16 protein-coding genes are annotated in these 19,785 nt (G+C 62.2%); 10 read left to right on the top strand and 6 right to left on the bottom strand.

Going from position 1 to position 19,785, the window contains the following annotated elements; translation table 11 throughout:
- Positions 1–178 precede the first annotated feature (178 nt).
- From Q7V31_RS00785 to Q7V31_RS00755, 7 genes are all read left to right on the top strand, one after another.
- A complete protein-coding gene (locus Q7V31_RS00785) occupies positions 179–781 on the top strand; it encodes an ankyrin repeat domain-containing protein (protein ID WP_304731810.1) in 603 nt (200 codons plus the stop codon).
- A 161-nt stretch (positions 782–942) separates the two neighbouring features.
- Positions 943–1,974, top strand: a complete 1,032-nt coding sequence (locus tag Q7V31_RS00780; RefSeq protein ID WP_304731809.1) for an MBL fold metallo-hydrolase — start codon at positions 943–945, stop codon at positions 1,972–1,974.
- 104 nt (positions 1,975–2,078) lie between these two features.
- Positions 2,079–3,500 (top strand): ActS/PrrB/RegB family redox-sensitive histidine kinase, encoded by a 1,422-nt coding sequence (locus Q7V31_RS00775; RefSeq protein ID WP_304731808.1) that lies wholly within the window; start codon positions 2,079–2,081, stop codon positions 3,498–3,500.
- A gap of 265 nt (positions 3,501–3,765) precedes the next feature.
- The gene (locus Q7V31_RS00770; protein WP_304731807.1) at positions 3,766–3,897 is read left to right on the top strand and encodes a hypothetical protein; all 132 of its coding nucleotides are present in this window, start codon (positions 3,766–3,768) and stop codon (positions 3,895–3,897) included.
- A gap of 413 nt (positions 3,898–4,310) precedes the next feature.
- Complete coding sequence (locus Q7V31_RS00765) at positions 4,311–6,434, top strand: class I SAM-dependent methyltransferase (protein WP_304731805.1); 2,124 nt, start codon at positions 4,311–4,313, stop codon at positions 6,432–6,434.
- A 19-nt stretch (positions 6,435–6,453) separates the two neighbouring features.
- Positions 6,454–6,822 carry a hypothetical protein gene (locus Q7V31_RS00760; protein ID WP_304731804.1) on the top strand — a complete coding sequence of 123 codons (369 nt, stop codon included), beginning with the start codon at positions 6,454–6,456 and terminating at the stop codon, positions 6,820–6,822.
- A 325-nt stretch (positions 6,823–7,147) separates the two neighbouring features.
- Positions 7,148–7,687, top strand: coding sequence for an ActR/PrrA/RegA family redox response regulator transcription factor (locus Q7V31_RS00755; RefSeq protein WP_304732492.1), 540 nt, complete (start codon positions 7,148–7,150; stop codon positions 7,685–7,687).
- Positions 7,688–7,856: 169 nt separating this feature from the next.
- On the opposite strand, the gene Q7V31_RS00750 is transcribed toward Q7V31_RS00755, so the two are convergent.
- The 3 genes from Q7V31_RS00750 to Q7V31_RS00740 all read right to left on the bottom strand — a co-directional run bounded on the left by Q7V31_RS00750 (position 7,857) and on the right by Q7V31_RS00740 (position 10,452).
- Complete coding sequence (locus Q7V31_RS00750; protein WP_304731803.1) at positions 7,857–8,333, bottom strand: MmcB family DNA repair protein; 477 nt, start codon at positions 8,331–8,333, stop codon at positions 7,857–7,859.
- The gene (locus tag Q7V31_RS00745) at positions 8,330–9,220 is read right to left on the bottom strand and encodes a phosphotransferase family protein (RefSeq protein WP_304731801.1); all 891 of its coding nucleotides are present in this window, start codon (positions 9,218–9,220) and stop codon (positions 8,330–8,332) included. Before Q7V31_RS00745 ends, Q7V31_RS00750 begins: the two co-directional genes overlap by 4 nt.
- A 110-nt stretch (positions 9,221–9,330) precedes the next feature.
- A complete protein-coding gene (locus Q7V31_RS00740; RefSeq protein WP_304731799.1) occupies positions 9,331–10,452 on the bottom strand; it encodes a ferritin-like domain-containing protein in 1,122 nt (373 codons plus the stop codon).
- 292 nt (positions 10,453–10,744) lie between these two features.
- Between Q7V31_RS00740 and Q7V31_RS00735 the strand changes: the two genes are divergently transcribed.
- Together Q7V31_RS00735 and Q7V31_RS00730 are read left to right on the top strand one after the other, a co-directional pair.
- Positions 10,745–12,055, top strand: a complete 1,311-nt coding sequence (locus tag Q7V31_RS00735; protein ID WP_304732491.1) for an Hsp70 family protein — start codon at positions 10,745–10,747, stop codon at positions 12,053–12,055.
- 120 nt (positions 12,056–12,175) lie between these two features.
- Positions 12,176–13,447, top strand: coding sequence for a cytochrome P450 (locus Q7V31_RS00730; RefSeq protein ID WP_304731798.1), 1,272 nt, complete (start codon positions 12,176–12,178; stop codon positions 13,445–13,447).
- Positions 13,448–13,618: 171 nt separating this feature from the next.
- Here the strand turns inward: Q7V31_RS00730 and Q7V31_RS00725 are convergent, their stop codons facing one another.
- Positions 13,619–14,752 (bottom strand): ferritin-like domain-containing protein, encoded by a 1,134-nt coding sequence (locus Q7V31_RS00725; RefSeq protein WP_304731796.1) that lies wholly within the window; start codon positions 14,750–14,752, stop codon positions 13,619–13,621.
- A 622-nt stretch (positions 14,753–15,374) separates the two neighbouring features.
- Between Q7V31_RS00725 and Q7V31_RS00720 the strand changes: the two genes are divergently transcribed.
- A complete protein-coding gene (locus tag Q7V31_RS00720; RefSeq protein ID WP_304731794.1) occupies positions 15,375–17,729 on the top strand; it encodes an RND family transporter in 2,355 nt (784 codons plus the stop codon).
- A 90-nt stretch (positions 17,730–17,819) separates the two neighbouring features.
- Here Q7V31_RS00720 and Q7V31_RS00715 read toward each other — a convergent pair whose 3' ends face one another.
- Both Q7V31_RS00715 and Q7V31_RS00710 read right to left on the bottom strand, forming a co-directional pair.
- Positions 17,820–19,073 carry a cytochrome P450 gene (locus Q7V31_RS00715; RefSeq protein WP_304731793.1) on the bottom strand — a complete coding sequence of 418 codons (1,254 nt, stop codon included), beginning with the start codon at positions 19,071–19,073 and terminating at the stop codon, positions 17,820–17,822.
- A gap of 60 nt (positions 19,074–19,133) precedes the next feature.
- Positions 19,134–19,775 carry an HAD-IA family hydrolase gene (locus tag Q7V31_RS00710; protein WP_304732490.1) on the bottom strand — a complete coding sequence of 214 codons (642 nt, stop codon included), beginning with the start codon at positions 19,773–19,775 and terminating at the stop codon, positions 19,134–19,136.
- Positions 19,776–19,785 lie beyond the last annotated feature (10 nt).

Here is a 19,785-nt window from a genome sequence, read left to right as displayed (position 1 = left end):
CCAGTTGGGGCGATCCGGCCGCGGCGACTTGAAAAGCGGACGCGGCGGAACCTATGGACTATACTGACAAAAAGGAATGGCGCCTCCGGGGAGGCGCGGGTTCCAAGTTTTCTGTTTACCGCCAAATGGCGCCACCGCGAAACGATGGCGCCGGGCAAATGGACGTCAGGGCGACAAAATGACACGTAAGGTAAGGAACCGGTCATTCCGGCTGGCTGTGGCGTTGTCCCTGGCCGCGCCGCTGGCCTTTGCCGCCGCGCCACCGGCCTTTGCCGTGCCGCCGGGCGGACCGACCAACTACATGATCGACAACGACACCGTCCATGCCGCCCGCACCGGCGATATCGAAAAGCTGCGCGCGGACCTGATGAAGGGCATCACGCCCAACGAATCGGGCCGCGATGGAATTCCGATGCTGATCCTCGCCGTTGGCGGCGGTCATGTGGCGGTGGTCGAATTGCTGCTGGAAAAGGGTGCCGATCCCAACCGGCGTGCGCCCGACGGCTCGACGCCGCTGACCATGGCCGCCGTGGTCAACCGCACCGATATCGCCGAGCTGCTGCTGAGCGGTGGCGCCGATCCGAACCGCCTCGGCCCCAACCGCGACGCCCCCTTGCTGATCGCGACACGGTCGCGCAATGCGGCCTTTATCGAGGCCTTGATCCGGCACAATGTCGATCTCGGCGAAACCGACCTTACCGGCCGCACGGCGCTCAATCTGGCGGAAGAAAACCATTATCGGGAAATTGCCGCCCTTCTGCGCGAGGCCGGCGGCTTCTGACGGCGACGGGCACAAGGCGGCGCATCTTGTGCGGGGCGGGCTCGCGCCCTATCTCTATGGCTGATATGACAGATCGCAGACCGCCACCGAAATCGCCCGCGAAAGCAGGATCGGGTGTCCGGGCGAAGCTTGCTTCGCGCGGTCATCAGATGCGCACGGCCATGCAGCCGCGCGATGAGCGCAAGGCCGCTGGCGATAAGCCCTGGCATCATCTGCCGGATGGCACCTTTCGCAATCCAAAAGGCAGTCCGGCGCGTTCTCTCGCGCGCCTCAAGACGGCGGCACCCTTCTTTCTCGAAATGCTGAAGATGAGCGGCCGCAATGTCGTGGTGCCCGACGGCCATGTCGTGCCGCGCGTCGAGGCGCTGCGCGCGCTCGAGACGCATATCGAGAGCGGTGGCGATTTCATCACCTGGCTCGGCCATGCCTCGTTCCTGATCCGCATCGGCGGGGTGACGGTGCTGACCGATCCCTATCTCACCACCTATGCCGGGCCGGCGGGGCTTGGGCCCCGCCGTTTCGTCAAATCGGGCGTCTCGGTCTCGGCGCTGCCGCCGATCGATCTTCTGGTCATCAGCCACAATCACTACGATCATCTGGACGAGCGCGCGCTGGCGCGGCTGGCCGGCAAGGAGCACATGACGGTCGTCGTGCCGCTGAATCTCGGCGGCTTTATGCGTGACCGCGGCTTCCACAATGTCGTCGAACTCGACTGGCACGAGAGCCACGAGATGGGCGGCGTGACGGCGACGGCGCTGCCGGTGGTGCACTGGTCGCGGCGCTCGGGCTTCGACACCAACCGGACGCTCTGGGCGGGCTTCGCGCTGAAGAGCGAAGGTCATCATCTGTTTTTCGGCGGCGATTCGGGCTATGGCCCCGTCTTCAGCGAGATCGGCGAGACCTACGGGCCGTTCGACACCGCGCTTCTCGGCATCGGCGCCTATGAACCGCGCGCGATGATGAAGGCCTCCCACGCGACGCCCGAGGAGGCGGTGCAGATGGGCCGCGATCTCAAGGCGCAGCGTATTGTCGGCATGCATTGGGGAACGGTGCTGCTGACGGTCGAACCGCCCTTCGAGCCGCCAGAGCGTTTTATCAAGGCCGCCGACGCTGCCGGCTATGCGGCCGTGGATGCCTGGATCATGGCCATCGGCGAAAGCCGCCCGCTGACCGGCTGGCCGTCCAACGCCTGAGGGGGAGGGCGGGAAGCGGATCTGGCGGCACCGGCATGGAACTTATCCCCACCCTCTGAAAGCCGCGCTAGAATAGCCGCCGGACAAAACCAGGGCGGTACTTCATGACGACAATCGAGGACAGAGGCAGCATGCGCTGGCTGCGCCGGGATTTTCTGGCCGGCCGCATCGGACCGGCGGGCGATGCGAGCGGCCGCGTGCGCCTGCAGACACTGGTCATCCTGCGCTGGCTGGCGATCGCCGGTCAGCTGACCGCCGTCCTGTTTGCCAATCTGGTGATGGATTTTCCGTTGCCGCTGGGGCTCTGCCTCACGGTGATCGCGGCGTCCGCCTGGCTCAATGTCTTTCTCACCCTGCGCTACCGCTCGACGATGCGCCTTCCCGAGTGGCAGGCGGCGGTCTATTTCGCCATCGACCTGATGCAGCTTGCGGTGCTCTTGTTCCTGACCGGGGGCCTGCAAAATCCCTTCGCACTGCTGTTCATGGCGCCGGTGACGATTTCGGCGACGACATTGTCGCTGCGCTCGACCGGTCTGCTGCTGATGCAGGCCTTTGTCTATGTGACGCTGCTGGCCTGGTTCCATCTGCCGCTGCCCTGGTATCCGGGCGAAGAGGTCGGCCTGCCGCCGCTCTTCGTCACCGGCCACTGGATCGCGCTGCTGCTCGGCCTCGGTTTCATCGCCGCCTATGCCTGGCGCATCTCGCAGGAATCGCGCCGCATGTCGGCGGCGCTCTCGGCGACGCAAGCGGTGCTGGCGCGCGCGCAACGCCTGTCGGCGCTGGACGGGCTGGCCGCCGCCGCCGCCCATGAACTCGGCACACCGCTCGGCACGATTTCGCTCGTTTCGAAGGAGTTGATGCGTGGCGGCATGAGCGAGGCCGAAATGAAAGAAGATCTGGCGCTTCTCAACAGCCAGGCCGAACGCTGCAAGGAAATTCTCTCGCGCCTGTCGCGCCGGCCCGAAGACGGCGACGCGATCTATTCGCGCCTGCCGCTGAAGGCGCTGCTTGACGAGGTGACGCGGCCGCATCGCGACATGGATGTGGCTTTCCGCATGGATGTGGTGGCGGCGGAAGACGGCGCGACCGAACCGGAAATCTGGCGGCGGCCGGAAATGCTCTACGGGCTCGGCAACTTCATCGAAAACGCCGCCGATTTCGCTCGAACCGAAGTGTCGATCTCGGCCTATTACGACCCGAACCGTATTGTCGTCACGATCACCGATGACGGGCCGGGCTTTGCCGCCGACGTGCTGGAAAGGCTCGGCGAGCCCTATGTGACGACGCGGCCGCGCGGCAAGGGCAAGCGCGGCACGCCCGCCTCCGACGATGCGCATGAGGGCATGGGCCTCGGCTTCTTCATCGGCAAGACGCTGCTGGAGCGCACCGGCGCGACGGTCGAGATTGCCAATCGCCGCGATGCAAGGCCCGGCGCGCAGCTGACCATCACCTGGCCGCGCCGCGCCATCGAGGCCGACCCGGTCTTTCCCGCCAGCACCCCGCCGCCCGGTAATGTTTCAGTTTGAATTTACAGATCAAAATTCCTAATACCATCGGCGATTCCACACGTCGCCGCATCCATGTTCTCCTTTAACGAGAAGGAAGAGTGGCATGTAGATGCAATACGTGTCTGTCGGCCCTGTCGAGAAACGGGCCCGCAATTGGGGAACAAATCGCCCAAGAAGCGGGCCAGGGCGCAGTTGCGGGAGGTCCGCTCTCCGGCACAAAAATCGAACCAGATCGGGGTAATGGATTTCGTCCACGATCAGCTCTTTGACGGAAGGAAGGTCCGTGTGCAACACGTTCACGCGATTCTCACCGGCGATTGACGTCCACTTTGCCTACAAGGGGATCAATGTCGACGACATGCTTGAGCGGGTCGCCCGACAGGTCGGCTATCCAAAGACGATCCGTCTGGACTAATGGCCCGGAGTTCATCTCGCGCGAGCCCGATCTCGGGGCCTTCATGCGGGGCAACACGTTCGACGTCTCGCGACCGGGCGATGCTTCATCAAAAGTCTCAATGGCAAGTCCCGCGCGGAGTGTCTGAACGCCAATTAGTTTCTGAGCCTCGACGAAACGCATTCAAAATGCGAGGCTTGGTTCAAAGACTGCAATGAGGTTCAACCATATCACCGACTGAGAATAGAATGTCGTCCGATAAAATCGGAATTTACCAGCCCGCCCGGTCCAAGGTTGGGGCAAGCTCAGTTGCTGCGGGGATATCGACCATATTGAGCCTTTATTTTATGCTACTTTTAATGGTTGGCCATTCTATCTGACGGCGGTCGTGATCTTGGCAAACCGGAACCGAGTGCTGGATATAGTCAGTTAGAATGCCGAAAGTTGCAATTTCCTGTCTGATTGATAATCATCCCAAATTCCTCATGCAAGGTTGGAATTGGCTGATCGGTTTGAATGCGCTCGGCGTACAAAATCGGGCCGACGTTTTCGTTCACCACACTCCTGATATTCCCCAAAGTCGACTGGAAACGTTTCGCCAACTTGGAGCTCAATTGGTTGAAGTTGAGCCTTTTGGAAATGGCCCTGCTGTCTACTGCAATAAAATCCAGCAACTAAAGACCGGCGCTTTGTTGGACTTTGACCATGTGATCCTCTGCGACGCGGATCTGATGTTCCTGTCATGCCCGACCCGATTGGCGCACGGAGATGTGGTCCGCGCCAAACCTGTCGACCTGCCAAATCCACCGGAAACAGTCTGGCGCGAACTGCTTGGCGGTGCCGGCCTGGAAGACAAGATCGAAACGTGTCCGATACAACTCGATCCCGATAGCAGCACTTTTTCGACCAATTTCAACGGGGGGCTGTACGTTCTACCTCGCGCAGCGGTGAAGGAGCTCGCCAGTTCGTGGGCCAAATGGGCCGGGTATTGTCTGGAGCGGCCGGGCCTGCTCGACAAGTGGCATCACCACTCCGACCAGCTCGGTTTCGGCATGTCGCTCCTTCAATCCGGCTACACGTACGAGCATCTCCCAATCGGTGAGAACTTCCCGTGTCATATCCCTGCGAGCAGGTACGCTGTACTTCCGGAGACGGAAATCCATGCAATACACTATCATTCGAAGCTGGATGCCCATGGCCGCCTAAAGCCTGTGGGAATTGGTTGGATTGACAGTTCAATTCACCGTGCAAACCAGATCATCACAGACGGCCAGCGTCTTGATTTCGACAATTCGATTTTCTGGACCTATCGGTACTTTGCCGCTCCGGAACTTGGCAGCGGTCTAGGCTCGCGCGGTGAAACATTGAAGCTCAAATCGTCGTATCTCAAACCATATTTCAAGGCCATTTCACAAGAGCGCATATTCGATGTCGGATGTGGCGACCTGGAGCTCATGCGCAACATGCCGTTTACCGACTACTTCGGCATAGACACCTCTCCGATGGCGCTCGAGATTGCCGGGGCAAAGCGCCCTGATTGGCAATTCAGCGATGGGTCGTTAGCTGACATCGAAGATGCCTCCTGTGATTACGCCATATGCTTGGATGTCCTGATTCATCAATCGTCCCCAGAGCGGTTCAATGACCTTGTCTCAGACCTCATCCGCGTCAGCAGGAAGGGCGTTTTCGTTTCGGGCTACACGAGCGCTCCGCCGAATGCGGGGATCGTATTCTCGCACGAGAGCCTGTTAGCAGCACTGCAAGACCACACGGAAATTTGCGAGGTCGTGGAGCTCGGCTCATACCGGGACGTGACCTTGTTTCTTGGCTTGAAGAAGCCCGGCATGCCGATGAGCGGAGCCGATGCGTCTCTAGCCGAAATTGCCTATGGTTGCGGCGAAACCTCGGAATGGCGTTTGCTGGTGGAACTCGTCGAACTCAGCCGCGAACAGTTTGGGTTCTTTCCGAGCACGGTTTCACGCACCATCGAATATCCTTGGTTTGCGCGGCGCCTTTCCTCGGAGCCAGGAAGGAGAATTCTCGACATTGGTGCGGGCGTGTGCGCCCTGCCATTGTGGTTGGCACAACAGGGAAACGAAGTGGCGACTATCGACAACAGTCCCCATTTTCGCGACCCTCCGGACAAATCCCGGTGGAACGAATGGGGCTTTCTCGACTACAGCCATTTCGACAAGCGGATCGAATCCCATCGCATCGACGCGCAGGAATATGTCCCGAAGAATCCGTTCGATGCGATCTATAGCGTGAGCGTCATTGAACACATGCCGGCTGCTCTCAGGCGAAATATTCTGAACAAACTGCCCAATTGGCTGGCGCCTAGTGGTCGCGTATATCTTTCGGTGGATCTGGTTCCTGGTACCGATGATCTTTGGCCATTGAGCGAAGGGAAGGTCGTTGAGGAGGATGTCCCTCACGGCACCCTAAACGATATCTTGAACGAGATCGTGGACGCGGGACTGCGCATCGCGGAAACGGGCTTGCGCCGAGGTATCCGAGGTAGCCGCACTGACATAGCGTTCATTGAAGCGGCACCTTGAGGACCAGCATTTGGCACCCATGGATTTGATTCTCGAGAAAGTGCCTTATACCGGCGAGCATCGATTAAAACCGATGCGTCCATATCCACATGCCAATAGACATGATTTTCTACGGTTGATCGATGAACCTGTTCCGGACGTTGCAGTAGCACGCGAGAATTTGATCGTAGGATACGGCAGAAACAAGAGGGTGATGTCGGTCGGCACATCACGCTTCTTGGTGGTGCGCCGTCGGGCCCGGGCGACGATGAGCAGGGCATGGGCATTTGGTGCCACCTGCGATGAAACTCGTCGCCATGCGGTTGCACGGCCCGGATGTTGTGGCGTGGCAGCACGAGGCGTCGCCGACGCCGTGCGCCGGGCAGATGGCACCGAAGATGTAGACTAGCTTGGTCCGCCGATCCGTGAGCGCTGCGGGCCGGCGGCCCTTGGTCAGCCGGCGGTCAGATGAAGCCGGAATTTAGCGGCCCACCGGTCCAAAGGATGGAGGCAAGCTCAATTTCTGTCAGTGGTTTTCAGAGCTCTCGGCCTGGTACTCGGAGCTGGTGCGATCGCTGTATCGGTCGGGATAGTTCTGTACTTCGATCAAAATTCAAGCTGACCCTCGGGGGTGGCGCGGCCCGGCGCTTCGGCCTAAGATCGGCATTATCCGCCGCAGAATCGATCAGAGAAACAACAACGTGCACAAACCAACCGTCGCGCCTGAAAATGAAATGCCCGTCATTCCCGAAGACCGGACGCTGCTGCTGGTCGACGATGACATTCCGTTCCTGACGCGCCTCGCCCGCGCCATGGAAGGGCGCGGCTTCGATGTGATGACCGCAAGCACGGTCAAGGAGGGCAAGGAACTGGCGCGCTCGAAGAAGCCGGGCTTTGCGGTGGTCGACATGCGGCTTGAAGACGGCAACGGCCTCGATGTGGTGGCCGCCCTCGAAGAGGCGCGGCCCGAAGCCCGCATCGTCGTGCTGACCGGCTACGGCAATATCGCAACCGCCGTCACCGCGGTGAAGCTCGGCGCCGCCGATTATCTGGCCAAGCCCTCCGATGCCGACGCCATCGAAGCGGCCCTTCTGGCGACCGGCGCCGACAAGGCCGGCCCGCCCGAAAATCCGATGTCGGCCGACCGCGTGCGCTGGGAACATATCCAGCGCGTCTACGAGCTCTGCGACCGCAACGTTTCGGAAACCGCGCGCCGCCTCAACATGCATCGCCGCACCCTGCAGCGCATCCTCGCCAAGCGCGCGCCGAAATAGGGCTTCCCACCATTCTCACGTTACGTCATGGCCCGATTTATTCGGGCCATCCACGTCTTTGCGGCACGCAGCGAAGGAAAGAAAGACGTGGATGACCCGGACGAGCCGGGTCATGACGGACTTAGTTGGTGTGGAGAGCCTGATTCCCGCACCGATGCCACATGCCCCCTCACTCCGGATCGAGAAACCGGATGACGCGCCGGGCCGAGACGCGGGCGGCGTGCAGTGTCAGCTTCTTGCGCCGCGCCGGCGCGAGCGGCGTTGCCGGGCCCTCGCGCAAAATCTCGGCGCCGTAGCGGTCGGCGATGACGAGGCCGACTTCGGCCGGAATAATCTCGCGCGGAAATTCCGGCGGCACCGCGAAATAGAAGCGGTCGCAGAATTCGAGATACTCCGCCCATTTCGAATCCGTCTTGTAGTCGATGAGGCTCGACTTGATTTCGAGGACGACGATCTCGCCTTTCGGACCAAGCGCGATGATGTCGACGCGCCGCCCGGTGGCGAGCGTCAGTTCGGTGACGGCGGCATAGCCCATCTGCGCCAGCAGGCGGCAGCAGCCGCGTTGCACATTGGCGGCCGTTTGCGACTGCCGCCCGTCGAAGAGGCGGAACTCGTCTTCTTCCATGTCGGGCAGGTCGTCGCTCATGGCAGCCCCGCCGCTTCGAGACAATGTTCAAGCTGGCCGCGCCGCCGGATCGCCTCGCGCGGATGCCCCGACGCGCCTTCGATGGCGATGCTGCAAAGCGCGTTGGCGGCGGCGGCAAGCGCGATGCGGCGCCGGTCGGGTGCGGTCCCCGCACGCGCCGCATAGCCGCGCATCACCGCGTCGCTGAGCGGACCGAAGCCGTCGAGATGCCGGAAATCGGCCTCGGCGAGGCTCCAGCCACTTTCGGCAAGATCGACGAAGCCGAGCGGCGCGTTGCGCCCGGCATCGAGAAGATTGGAAAGATTGACGTCGCCATGCGTGAAGACGAGCGGGCCCTTTGCACATTCCGCCGCCCAGGCGGCAAGTACGGCATCGGCCGCATGGTGATCGGCGGGCTGGCTGAAGCGGTCGCGCGCCAGGGTCAGGCCGCGGGCAATGCTGTCGCCGAGCTTGCTCTCAGCGGCGCGCGCGCGCGGGCTCGCCTCGGCGTGGAAATCGGCGATCGCCGCGCCGAGCCGCTCGCCGAAACCGTCGCGCGTTTCGGCTGCGGCATAGACGATGCGGTCCTCGCGCGGCACCGCGCCGTCGAGACGGCTGACGCGCAGCCAGCCGGCGCAAGAGCCGCTGTCGAAGGCGCCTTCCGCGATCAGCGCCGGCAGGCGCAGACGCGCCGTCGCGAAGCCGCCAAGCGCCGCCAGCGCCAGCGCCTCGCGCCGGTGGATGGCGACGCCCGAACCGAGGCCCGATGTCTGGCGGCGTACCAGCTTCAGCGCCGTGCCGTCGCCGAGATCGTGGACCGTCGACCAGAGGCCTTCGCCGATCGCCGGCCAGGGCGGCGGCGGCAGGTCCGCGATCGCCGCGCGCAGCATGTCGTGGATGTCGTTCATGGCCGCGAGTGTAGCAGAGCGGCGTGCGGCAACGAAAAAAGAGCGGTCCCTTGCGGAACCGCCCTTCGAGTTTATCCCTGTGGTGAGGACCCTTCGGGAATTGCCAAAATCTAGTCGGCCGCGACGCTCGCCATCGGGTTCTTCTTGGCGAAGTTGACCGTCTTCAGGAAGTCGATGCCCTGTTCGGCGATATCGTCGCCGACCATGCGATCGTCTTCGTTCTTCAGTTCCTCCATGTCGACATAGATCGCATAGAAGCCCCTGGTGCGGTCGGTGATGATGCCGGCCTTCAAGAGCGTCTTGACCAGCACGCGGAAGATGTTGGCGGCGTCCTTCATGCCCTCGCGGCGGTCTTCATCGGTCACCGCTTCAAGCATCTGCGCCTGCACCTCGCGCCAGTCGAGACCGAAATCGGCATAGATCAGCTTCTTCTGTTCCGGATTGACGAGGTTGAACAAGAGCGTCTGGAAGACGCTCGCCGCCCAGTCCTCGATGATGTCGCGCTCGTCCTGCGACAGTTTCGGGATCGTGCGGTCGGCCCAGATCTTGCCGAACTTGTGATGGAAGGCCTCATCCGTCATCGCCAGCTGGCAGAGCTTGACCAGCAGCGGATCGCGCGCGGTGTTGAAGAAGGTGGCAAACGTGCCCATGGCCAGACCCTCGACCAGCAGCTGCATGCCGACGATCTTCTTGTAGACCTCCTTGGCGTTGACCATTTCGGACAACAGGCCGGCCAGCGTCTCGCCGCAGGGCAGGGGCTTGCCGAAACGGGCCTGCACATATTTGGCGAAGGCCGTCACATGGCGGGCCTCTTCGCGGGCCTGGTTGGCGGCATATTCCTGCGCACCCGGATCGAGCAGGATGTGGCAGAGCGAGGCCGAGAGATTGAGCGCCCCCTGCTCGCCATGCAGGATCGCCGACATCATCCAGCGCGCCGTCTCGTTGACGAAGCGGATCTTTTCCTTTTCCGGCAGCGCCTCGAAACAGGCCAGCTTCAGTTCCGGCACCAGTTGCGGATCGATCAGCATCTCGTTTTCGATGTCGAAGGGCTCGCTGTAATCGATGTAGCGGGCATCCATCGGATCCCAGAAATGGTCATGCGTCGCCGAAATGATCTTGTCGAAGGCCGACGAGCGCCGGTTGTAGCGCTCGGTGTTCATCATCGCCTCGAAATCGTCCGGCGCGACGGCATCATAGGCATTGTCCTTGGTGATCTGCCGAACGGCGGTCATGGGCTCTCTCCAAATTGATTCTCGTTGCGCCGGCGGCCCGCTTTGAGGTTGGGACCGGCGAATTCTCACAATCGGAGTGTGGGTATTGCTGCAATGCACATCAATCCAAAAATGACGCCTGCGTCATTTTGCGCAAGGCGGCCCGGCCCGGGCCCGGGACTCGACAAGAGGGCCGCCCGCCTGTATTTCTCGCCGCCCTTTCGCTCCGAAAACCCCGAACGCAACCCCCGATTTCCCTCAGATGTATTGCCGTGGCCCCTTGCCGGGGTCAGACGGATACGAGGTGCGCCCCATGTTCATCGGTCTCGACTTCGGGACGACCAACAGCGCCCTGGCGGTCGCGCCCGCACACGGCGCGGCGCGGCTGGTGCCGGTCCGTCACGGGGCGGCGACGCTCCCCACTTTCCGCTCGATCCTTTTTTTCGACGACGAGGAGCGCGATCCCAACGGACGCCCGCATGCCTTTGCCGGGCCGGCCGCGATGGATGCCTATCTGATGGCTGGCGCTGAGGGCCGGCTGATCCAGTCGATCAAATCCTGGCTCGCCAATCCGACCTTCACCGCGACCAGTATTTTCGGCAGCCGCTTCACGCTCGAAAATCTGGTCGGCTTCATTGTTGCGCGCCTGGTCGACGCGACGGCGGAAGCCGACACGCTGACAGAGGCGCTGCTGGCCGGTCCGGTCGTGGTCGGCCGTCCGGCACGCTTCGTGCGCAACAGTCTCGGCACGCCCGACAGCGGCCACGACGACCTCGCTTTGTCGCGTCTGCGCACCGCCCTTGCCGGCGTGCGCATTCCCGAGGTGCATTTCGAATTCGAGCCGGTGGCGGCGGCCTATGCCTATGAGGCCTCGCTCGATCGCGACGAGCTTGTGCTGATCGGCGATTTCGGCGGCGGCACCAGCGATTTCTGCCTGCTGCATGTCGGCCCCGGCATGCGCGGGCTGAAGGATCGCGGCGAAACCATTGTCGGCGTTTCGGGCATCGGCATTGCCGGCGACGCCTTCGACGCGCGCCTGGTCGAGCACGCGGTCGCGCCGCGCCTCGGCAAGGGCACCTCCTATGAGAGCGGCGGCAAGACGCTGCCGGTGCCGTCATGGCTCTACGACACGATGAAACGCTGGCACCAGTTGAGCATGATCAACACCCGCAAGACGCGGCGCATGCTGGAGGAAATCTCGGCCACCGCCGAAGCGCCCGAGGCGGTGGCGGGGCTTTTGAGCCTGATCGCCGGCGAGCGCGGCTTCGCGCTCTACCGCGCCGTCGAGGCGGCGAAGGTCGCGCTGTCGGACGCCGGCACGGCCCGTCTCGGCTTCCAGGCCGGGCCGGTGACGATCGATGCCGCCATCGCGCGCGCCGATTTCGACCGCTGGATCGCGCCGGAACTGGCCGAGATCGAGGCCTGCGTGGCGCGGCTGCTGGAGGAAACGGGCATCGCGCCGGCGCAGGTCGACCGGGTCTTCCTGACCGGCGGTTCGGCCTTCATTCCGGCGGTGCGGCGGCTCTTTGCCGGCCGTTTCGGGGCAGCCAAGCTCGCCGGCGGCGGCGAGCTGACTTCGGTGGCGACCGGCCTGGCACTGGCCGCCCGCCAGCGCTTCGCCTGAGCCGGCAGCCGCGGCAATATGCACTACGCAAAATGACGCCTGCGTCACTTTGCGTATGACAACTCCGTGCTCGAAGGGTAGGCTGGAGCCAACAAACAACGGTCGACGTGGAGGAAACCGATGAGCGACGCAGCACGGAAATACGAGATCGACGAGGCGCGCGAGGCCGCCTATTCGATGCCGCTCGAGGAAATCGATGTCGGCCAGGGCCAGCTCTTCAAGACCGATACGATGTGGCCCTATTTCGAACGGCTGCGCAAGGAAGCGCCGGTGCATTACTGCGCCAACAACGCCGAGTTCGGGCCGTACTGGTCGGTGACGAAATATAACGACATCATGGCGGTCGACACCAACCACCAGGTGTTTTCCTCCGAAGGCGGCATCACGCTGCGCGACCAGGACGAAGACTTCAAGCTGCCGATGTTCATCGCCATGGATCCGCCCAAGCATGACGATCAGCGCAAGGTGGTGAGCCCGATCGTCGCGCCGGCCAATCTCGCCAAGCTCGAAAGCACGATCCGCGAACGCGCCGGCAAACTGCTCGACGAGATGGACACCGAGAAGCCCGTCGACTGGGTCGATCGCATCTCGATCGAGTTGACGACGCAGATGCTGGCGACGCTGTTCGATTTCCCCTTCGAGGATCGCCGCAAGCTGACACGCTGGTCGGACGTCGCGACCGCATCGGAAGAATCGGGCCTCATCGAATCGGAAGATGCGCGCCGCGCCGAGCTGCTCGAATGCGCCGACTACTTCACCCGCCTCTGGAACGAGCGCGTCAATGCGCGCGAGCCGGGCAACGACCTGATCTCGATGCTGGCGCATGGCGAGTCGACGCGCAACATGGACCGCATGGAGTATCTCGGCAACCTGATCCTGTTGATCGTCGGCGGCAACGACACGACGCGCAACTCGATCACCGGCGGCCTCTACGCACTCAACAAGTTTCCGGAGCAGTACAAGAAGCTGCAGGCGAACCCCTCGCTGATCCCGAACATGGTGGCCGAGATCATCCGCTGGCAGACGCCGCTGGCGCATATGCGCCGCACTGCGCTCGAAGATGTCGAGCTCGGCGGCAAGCAGATCAAGAAGGGTGACAAGGTCGCGATGTGGTACGTCTCGGGCAACCGCGACGAGGAGGTGATCTCGAACCCGAACCAGCTGGTGATCGACCGCGAGCGCGCCCGCCAGCATCTTTCCTTCGGTTTCGGCATTCACCGCTGCGTCGGCAACCGCCTCGCGGAGATGCAGCTGCGCATCGTCTGGGAGGAAATCCTGAAGCGCTGGCCGGACCAGCCGATCCAGGTTCTGGAAGAGCCGACCCGCGTGCTCTCGCCCTTCGTCAAGGGCTACGAGAAGATGATGGTCGAGCTGCCGAAGCGCAAGCACTGAGGCAATAGCCGCAACGAAAGAGCCGGGCCGGAGAAATCCGCGCCCGGCTTTCTTGTGTCCGTGAAGCGGGCAAACAAAAAGGGCGGCTCCCGAAGGAACCGCCCAGTTTGTGAGGGATCGAGTTGAGGGAAACTCTACGCCTTCTTCACTTTACGCACGCAACTGGCGGAATTACTCGGCCGCCGAAAGGCTGATATTCTTCAGCGCGTCGACATTGGCGCCGAAATTGATCTTCTGCAGATAGCGAATGCCGTCTTCGGCGATGTCGTCGCCGATCATGCGGTCGCCTTCGTTCTTCAGCTCGTCCATGTCGACATAGGTCGCATAGAAGGCCTTGGTGCGGTCGGTGATGATGCCGGCCTTGAGCAGCGTCTTGATCAGCACGCGGAAGATGTTGGTGCCTTCCTTCATCTGTTCGCGGCGGTCCTCGTCGCCGAAGGCTTCGAGCATTTCGAGCTGGACCTGCTGCCAGTCGAGGCCGAACTCGGCATAGATGATCTTCTTCTGCTCGGGATTGACGAGGTTGAACAGCAGCGTCTGGAAGCACTCGGCCGCCCAGTCCTCGATGATGTTCTGCTCTTCTTCCGACAGGTTCGGGATCGTGCGGTCGGCCCAGATCTTGCCGAACTTGTGGTGGAAGGCCTCGTCGGTCATCACGAGCTGCGTCAGCTTGACGAGCAGCGGGTCGTTCGACTTGGCATAAAGCGTCGAGAAGGCGCCCATGGCCAAGCCCTCGACGAGCATCTGCATGCCGACGATCTTCTTGTAGACCTCCGGTGCACGGACGATGTCGGTCAGGAGCGTCGCCAGCGTCTCGCCGCAAGGCAGCGGCTTGCCCCAGCGCGCCTGGACGTATTTGGCAAAAGCCGTCACATGGCGGGCTTCTTCGCGCGTCTGGTTGGCGGCATATTCCTGCGCACCCGGATCGCGGAGAATGTGGCAGAGCGAGGCCGAGAGGTTCAGCGCCCCCTGTTCGCCATGCAGGATCGCCGACAAGGACCAGCGCGCCGTTTCATTGGCGAACTTGACCTTGTCCTTTTCCGACAGGTTCTGGAAGCAGGGCAGGCGGAATTCCGGGATCATCTCGCCCGGCATGATCATGATGGTCTCGGCGTCGAAGGGCTCGGAGAAATCGATGTATTTGGTGTCGAGCGGATCCCAGAAATGGTCATGGGTCGCCGAAATGATCTTGTCGAAGGCGGTCGAGCGCTGGCCGTAGCGCTCGACTTCCATCATCGCCGGAAAATCATCCGGCGCGACGGCGTCATAGGCATTGTCTTTGGTGATCTGACGGATTTCGGTCATCGGGTCCTCCGGAATGACGGGCCGGAAAAAGATGTTTCCGGCAAGCGCATAGGGACGGGTTTTCGCGAGCACCAGGTCCGCGGGGCCGTCTTGTCTCATTGCCCGCCAGAATAGGGCCCGAAGCCCGTGGGTCAAGAAGAAAATGACGCTAGCGTCAACTTCGTTTCCGGCGGATTAACCCTGCCGTTCTAAATTTCGCGGATAACGACTCCGTAACGATACAAAGCGGCCGGATTTGTGTTATTTGCTTAGATCACGAGAGGTGACCGTTCCGGACGGCCGCGCGGGGGACAGTTCGCGCGCCGCCACAAGAGAAAGGCATCCTGGGAGGGGGCAAAACCCCGAACGACATTGCGCACGACTGCCTCCAGCCGACGGAGGTTTGACGGGCCCTGATTTTTCGGGAGGGGCGGCTCAAGCGAGACCGCCAGGCCGGACCCGACGCCTTGCGGCGCGGACCGGCAGACCTCCAGGCCGATGAGAGGCCGGTTCACGCCACAACCATGTGTGGGCGTGACCGGCGCGAAACGCCAGCCGGCCCGCGCCGGCGGGCAGGGATTTGCAACGACGCCGTCCGCCGCCGCGCGCGGAGAAACGGCCAGGGGAGCGATGGGTAAAGTCCATGATTAAGTTACTTGAGAATGTCGTTTTCGGCCTGCGTTTCTTCATTCTGGCCGGCCTTCTCGTCTTCACGGTCGTTGCGGGTTTCTATGCGACGCAGTTGCGCATGGATGCCGGTTTCGACAAGCAGCTCCCGATCGGCCACGAATACATCCAGACCTTCCAGGAATATCGCGAACAGCTTTTCGGTTCCAACGTCATCATCGTGGTGCTGGAGGCCAATGAAGGCACGATCTGGACCAAGGAATTCTTCAAGGTCTACAAGGATCTGACCGACGACATTTTCTTCCTGCCCGGCGTTTCGCGCCACACGGTGACCTCGCTCTGGACGCCCAACACGCGCTATATCGAAATCACCGAGGACGGCATCAGCGCCGACGACGTGATTTCCGGCAAGGTCACCGCCGACACGATGACCGAACAGGCGCTGATGAATGTTCAGAACAACGTCATTCGTGGCGGCTATGTCGGCCGCCTCGTCGCCGACGATTTCCATTCGGCGATGGTTGTGGCCGAGCTTCAGGACTTCGATCCCTCGACCGGCCAGCGCCTCAACTATTTCGATCTCGCCGCCAAGCTCGAAACCGAGATTCGCGCCAAATACGAAAGCGACGAGCAGACGGTCCGGATTATCGGCTTTGCCAAGCTGATCGGCGACATTGCCGACGGCGCGCAGTCCGTCGTCATCTTCTTCTTCGTCGCTTTCGTTCTGACCGCGCTTGCCGTCTATCTCTATTCGCGCTCGGTACTGCTGACCGGGGCGACGCTTTTTGCTTCGCTGACCTCGGTCGTCTGGCAGTTCGGTCTCTTGAACTTCCTCGGCTACGGCCTCGATCCGCTGGCGGTGCTGGTGCCCTTCCTGGTCTTTGCCATCGGCGTCAGTCACGGCGTGCAGCAGATCAACGTCGTCACCGCCGAAATCAGCAATGGTGCGACGGCCGAACAGGCGGCGCGGACCGCCTTCTCGCGTCTGTTCGTTCCGGGTTCGATGGCGCTGATCACCACGCTGGTGAGCTTCGCGACGCTTTACCTGATCCCGGTGCCGATGATCCGCGAGCTTGCGATCACCGCCTCGATCGGCGTGATCCTGAAAGTCGCGACCAACCTCGTCATGCTGCCGCTTCTGGTCAGCTACCTGAGGTTCGACGACAGTTTCGTCCAGCGCGTCAAGCGCTCGCGCGTCGTGCGCCTCAAGATCATGACCTCGATGGGCTTCGTCGCCAACCGCAAGATCGCACCGTTCCTGCTGGTCGGCGCGACGGTGCTGTTCGCCATCGCCGTCAACCAGGCGATGCATCGCCATGTCGGCGCGCTCCATGCCGGCGCCCCCGAGCTGCGCCCCGATGCGCGTTACAATATCGACTCGACCGAAATCGCCGATAGCTATGCGCTCGGCCTCAACGTGCTGATCGCCGTTGTCGAAACGCCGCCCGACAGCTGCGTGCAATATTCCTACATGGACTATCTCAACCGCTTCTCCTGGCACATGCAGAACGTGCCGGACGTGACACTGGTCGTCTCGTTGCCCTTCGCGATCAAGGGTTCGGCCGCCGGCTGGAACGAAGGCAACCTGAAGTGGAAGGACATTCCGCGCAACCGGCCGGCGCTGGCGCAGGCCTCGAACACGGTGCCCGGCGCCTCCGCGCTCTACAATCAGACCTGTACGGTCCTGCCGCACATGTTCTATCTGCGGGATGCCAAGGCGACGACGATCAAGGCGGCGATCGCCGGCATCGAGGAGTTCCGTAACAAACACAAAATGGAAGGCGTCACGATCCGTCTCGCCTCCGGCAACATGGGCGTGCAGGCCGCCGTCAACCAGGAGATATCGGAAACCGAACTGCCGATGATCATGTGGGTCTATGCGGTCATTATCGCGCTTGTGGCACTGACCTATCGCGACTGGCGCGCCGTCATCGCCTGTTGTTTGCCGCTGACCTTCGGCACCTTCTTCGGTTACTGGTTCATGGAGGTGCTGCAGATCGGCCTGACGGTCGCCACGCTGCCGGTGATGGTGCTGGCCGTCGGTATCGGCGTCGACTACGCCTACTACATCTACAACCGTGTGCCCTACTATCTGGGCGAAGGGCTGAACATCTCGGACGCCTTCCGTCAGTCGCTGCTCGAGGCGGGCATGGCGACCTTCTTCACCGCGCTGACGCTGGCGGTGGGTGTGTCGACCTGGGCCTTCTCGGACCTGAAGTTCCAGGCCGATATGGGTCTGCTGCTCTCCTTCATGTTCATGGTCAACATGATCATGGCGTTGACGGTGCTGCCGGCGCTGGCGGTGACGCTGGAAATGTTCTTCCCGCGTTCGCGGCCGGTTGCGAAAATGAAGAACGCGCCCGTTCACTGAGCGGCGCGTCGGTCAACATGGAAAGAGCCGCCGGGGCGACCCGGCGGCTCTTTTGATTCAGGCAGCAGCTGATTCAGGCAGCAGCGCGGTTCAACCCTCCGGCGTGTAGCGCACCGGCATTTCCTTGATGCCCGAAATGAAGTTGGAACGCAGGCGGCGCACCGGCCCCGATACCTGAATGTCGGGGAAACGCTTCAGCAGTTCCTCGAACAGTACCTTGAGTTGCAGTTCCGCAAGCCGCGAGCCGAGACAGAAATGCTGGCCGGCGCCGAAGCCGAGTTGTGCGGGCACATCGGGCCTGGCGTAGCGCGTCACGTCGAAACGAAAGGGATTGTCGAAGGCCGCCTCGTCGCGATTGGCGGATGCGTACCACATCACGATCTTGTCGCCCTTTTTGATCCGCTGGCCACGGATTTCGGTGTCTTCGGTTGCCGTGCGCCGCATATGGAGAACCGGGCTGACCCAGCGCACGATTTCCTGCACCGCGCTCGGGATCAGCGACGGGTCGTCGATCAGTTTCTGCCGTTCTTGCGGGTTCTGCGACAGGGCCAGCAGGCCGCCCGAGATCGAGTTGCGCGTCGTCTCGTTGCCGGCGACGACCAGCAGGATGAAGGTGCCGATATAGGTCGGGAAATTCATCGCCTCGCCGCCCGGCTTCGAATGCGCCAGCATCGAGATCAGATCCTCGCCCGGATTTTCGAGACGCTGTTGCCAGAGCCCGGCCGCATAGCCCGCCATTTCGAGCACGCATTGGCGCATATATTCGTCCGACACGCGAAGTTCCGGGTCGTCTTCGCCGACAGTGGCATTCGACCATTCGAAAAGCTTGGCGCCGTCACTTTGCGGTACGCCGAAAAGTTCGGCCAGCACCTCGATCGGCAGCGCCGCGGCGACGGCGGAAATAAACTCGGCCTCGCCGGTCTTCGGCAGATTGTCGAGGAGGTTTGTCACGCGGGCGCGAATGCGCTCTTCCATGCCGGTGATACGCTTGGGCACGAAGCCCGGCGTCACCATGCGCCGGTAGCCGGCATGTTCGGGCGGATCCATCGAGATCATCGAGGCATCGGTTTCGTTGCCGTCGATTTCGTTCTCGTTGAAAATCCGGTGTCCGCCATTGTTCTTGGCCGACGAGAAAAGCTTGGGATTTTTCGAGATCGCCTCGATGTCGTCATGGCGCGTGATGGCCCAGAAGCCGGCTGCATCCGCTTCGGGATTCCAGTAGACGGGCTCTTCCGCGCGCAACTTGCGAAACACGTCATGATGTGCGTCGCGCATATAGAGGTCGGGGTCTTTCAGATCCGGCTTGCCGCCGAGATCGATCGCCTGCGCCTGGGGCCTGAGCATGTTGGTCCTCCCGTGTTTCTTTCCGGGAAGCTTAGGCCCCTTTGATGTGGCCGCTCAAGCTCAGGCGACCGGAAAGCCGACGGCCGCCTCAAGCTCCTTCAGCGCCTGCTCCGGTGTCACGACCTTGATCGTCGTCATGCCGAGCGCGCGGGCGGGCTTCAAATTGATGCCGAGATCGTCGAGATAAACCGATGACGCAGCGGAAACGCCGAGCGCTTCGCATGCCATTTCGTAGATGCGCGGATCGGGCTTGCGGATGCCGACCTTCGAGCTTTCGATCACATGGTCGAAGAGCGACATGACAGCTTGCACGGCGGCGGCCTTGTCATGGCTCCGCGCCATGCCGGTCCCTTCGCCGGCCGAGACATTGTTGGTGATGCAGCCGACTTTCGCCCGCGCCTTGCAGCGTTTCAGCGCCTCGACCATTTCAGGGCGGATGTCGCCCGACAGAAGCTCGATGACATGGCGGCCCGGCACCTCATGCCCGAGCGCGGCCGCTTCGGAAGCGAACAGGCGGTCGAACTCGTCGAGTGTGCATTCGCTGCGCTCGAACAGCGCCCAGGCATTGTTGTCGGGATTGGCGGCGTTGATGCTGCGAATAAGGTCCTTCGGCAGACCGCGTTCGCGCTCATAACGGGCAAACGCCTCGAAGGGGCTCGTCGTCAGCACGCCGCCGAAATCCCAGATCACCGCCTCGACCATGTAACGCTCC

Source organism: Parvibaculum sp. (assembly GCF_030651915.1).
GTDB lineage: Bacteria > Pseudomonadota > Alphaproteobacteria > Parvibaculales > Parvibaculaceae > Parvibaculum.
This window is presented reverse-complemented; position numbering and strand designations above follow the sequence as displayed.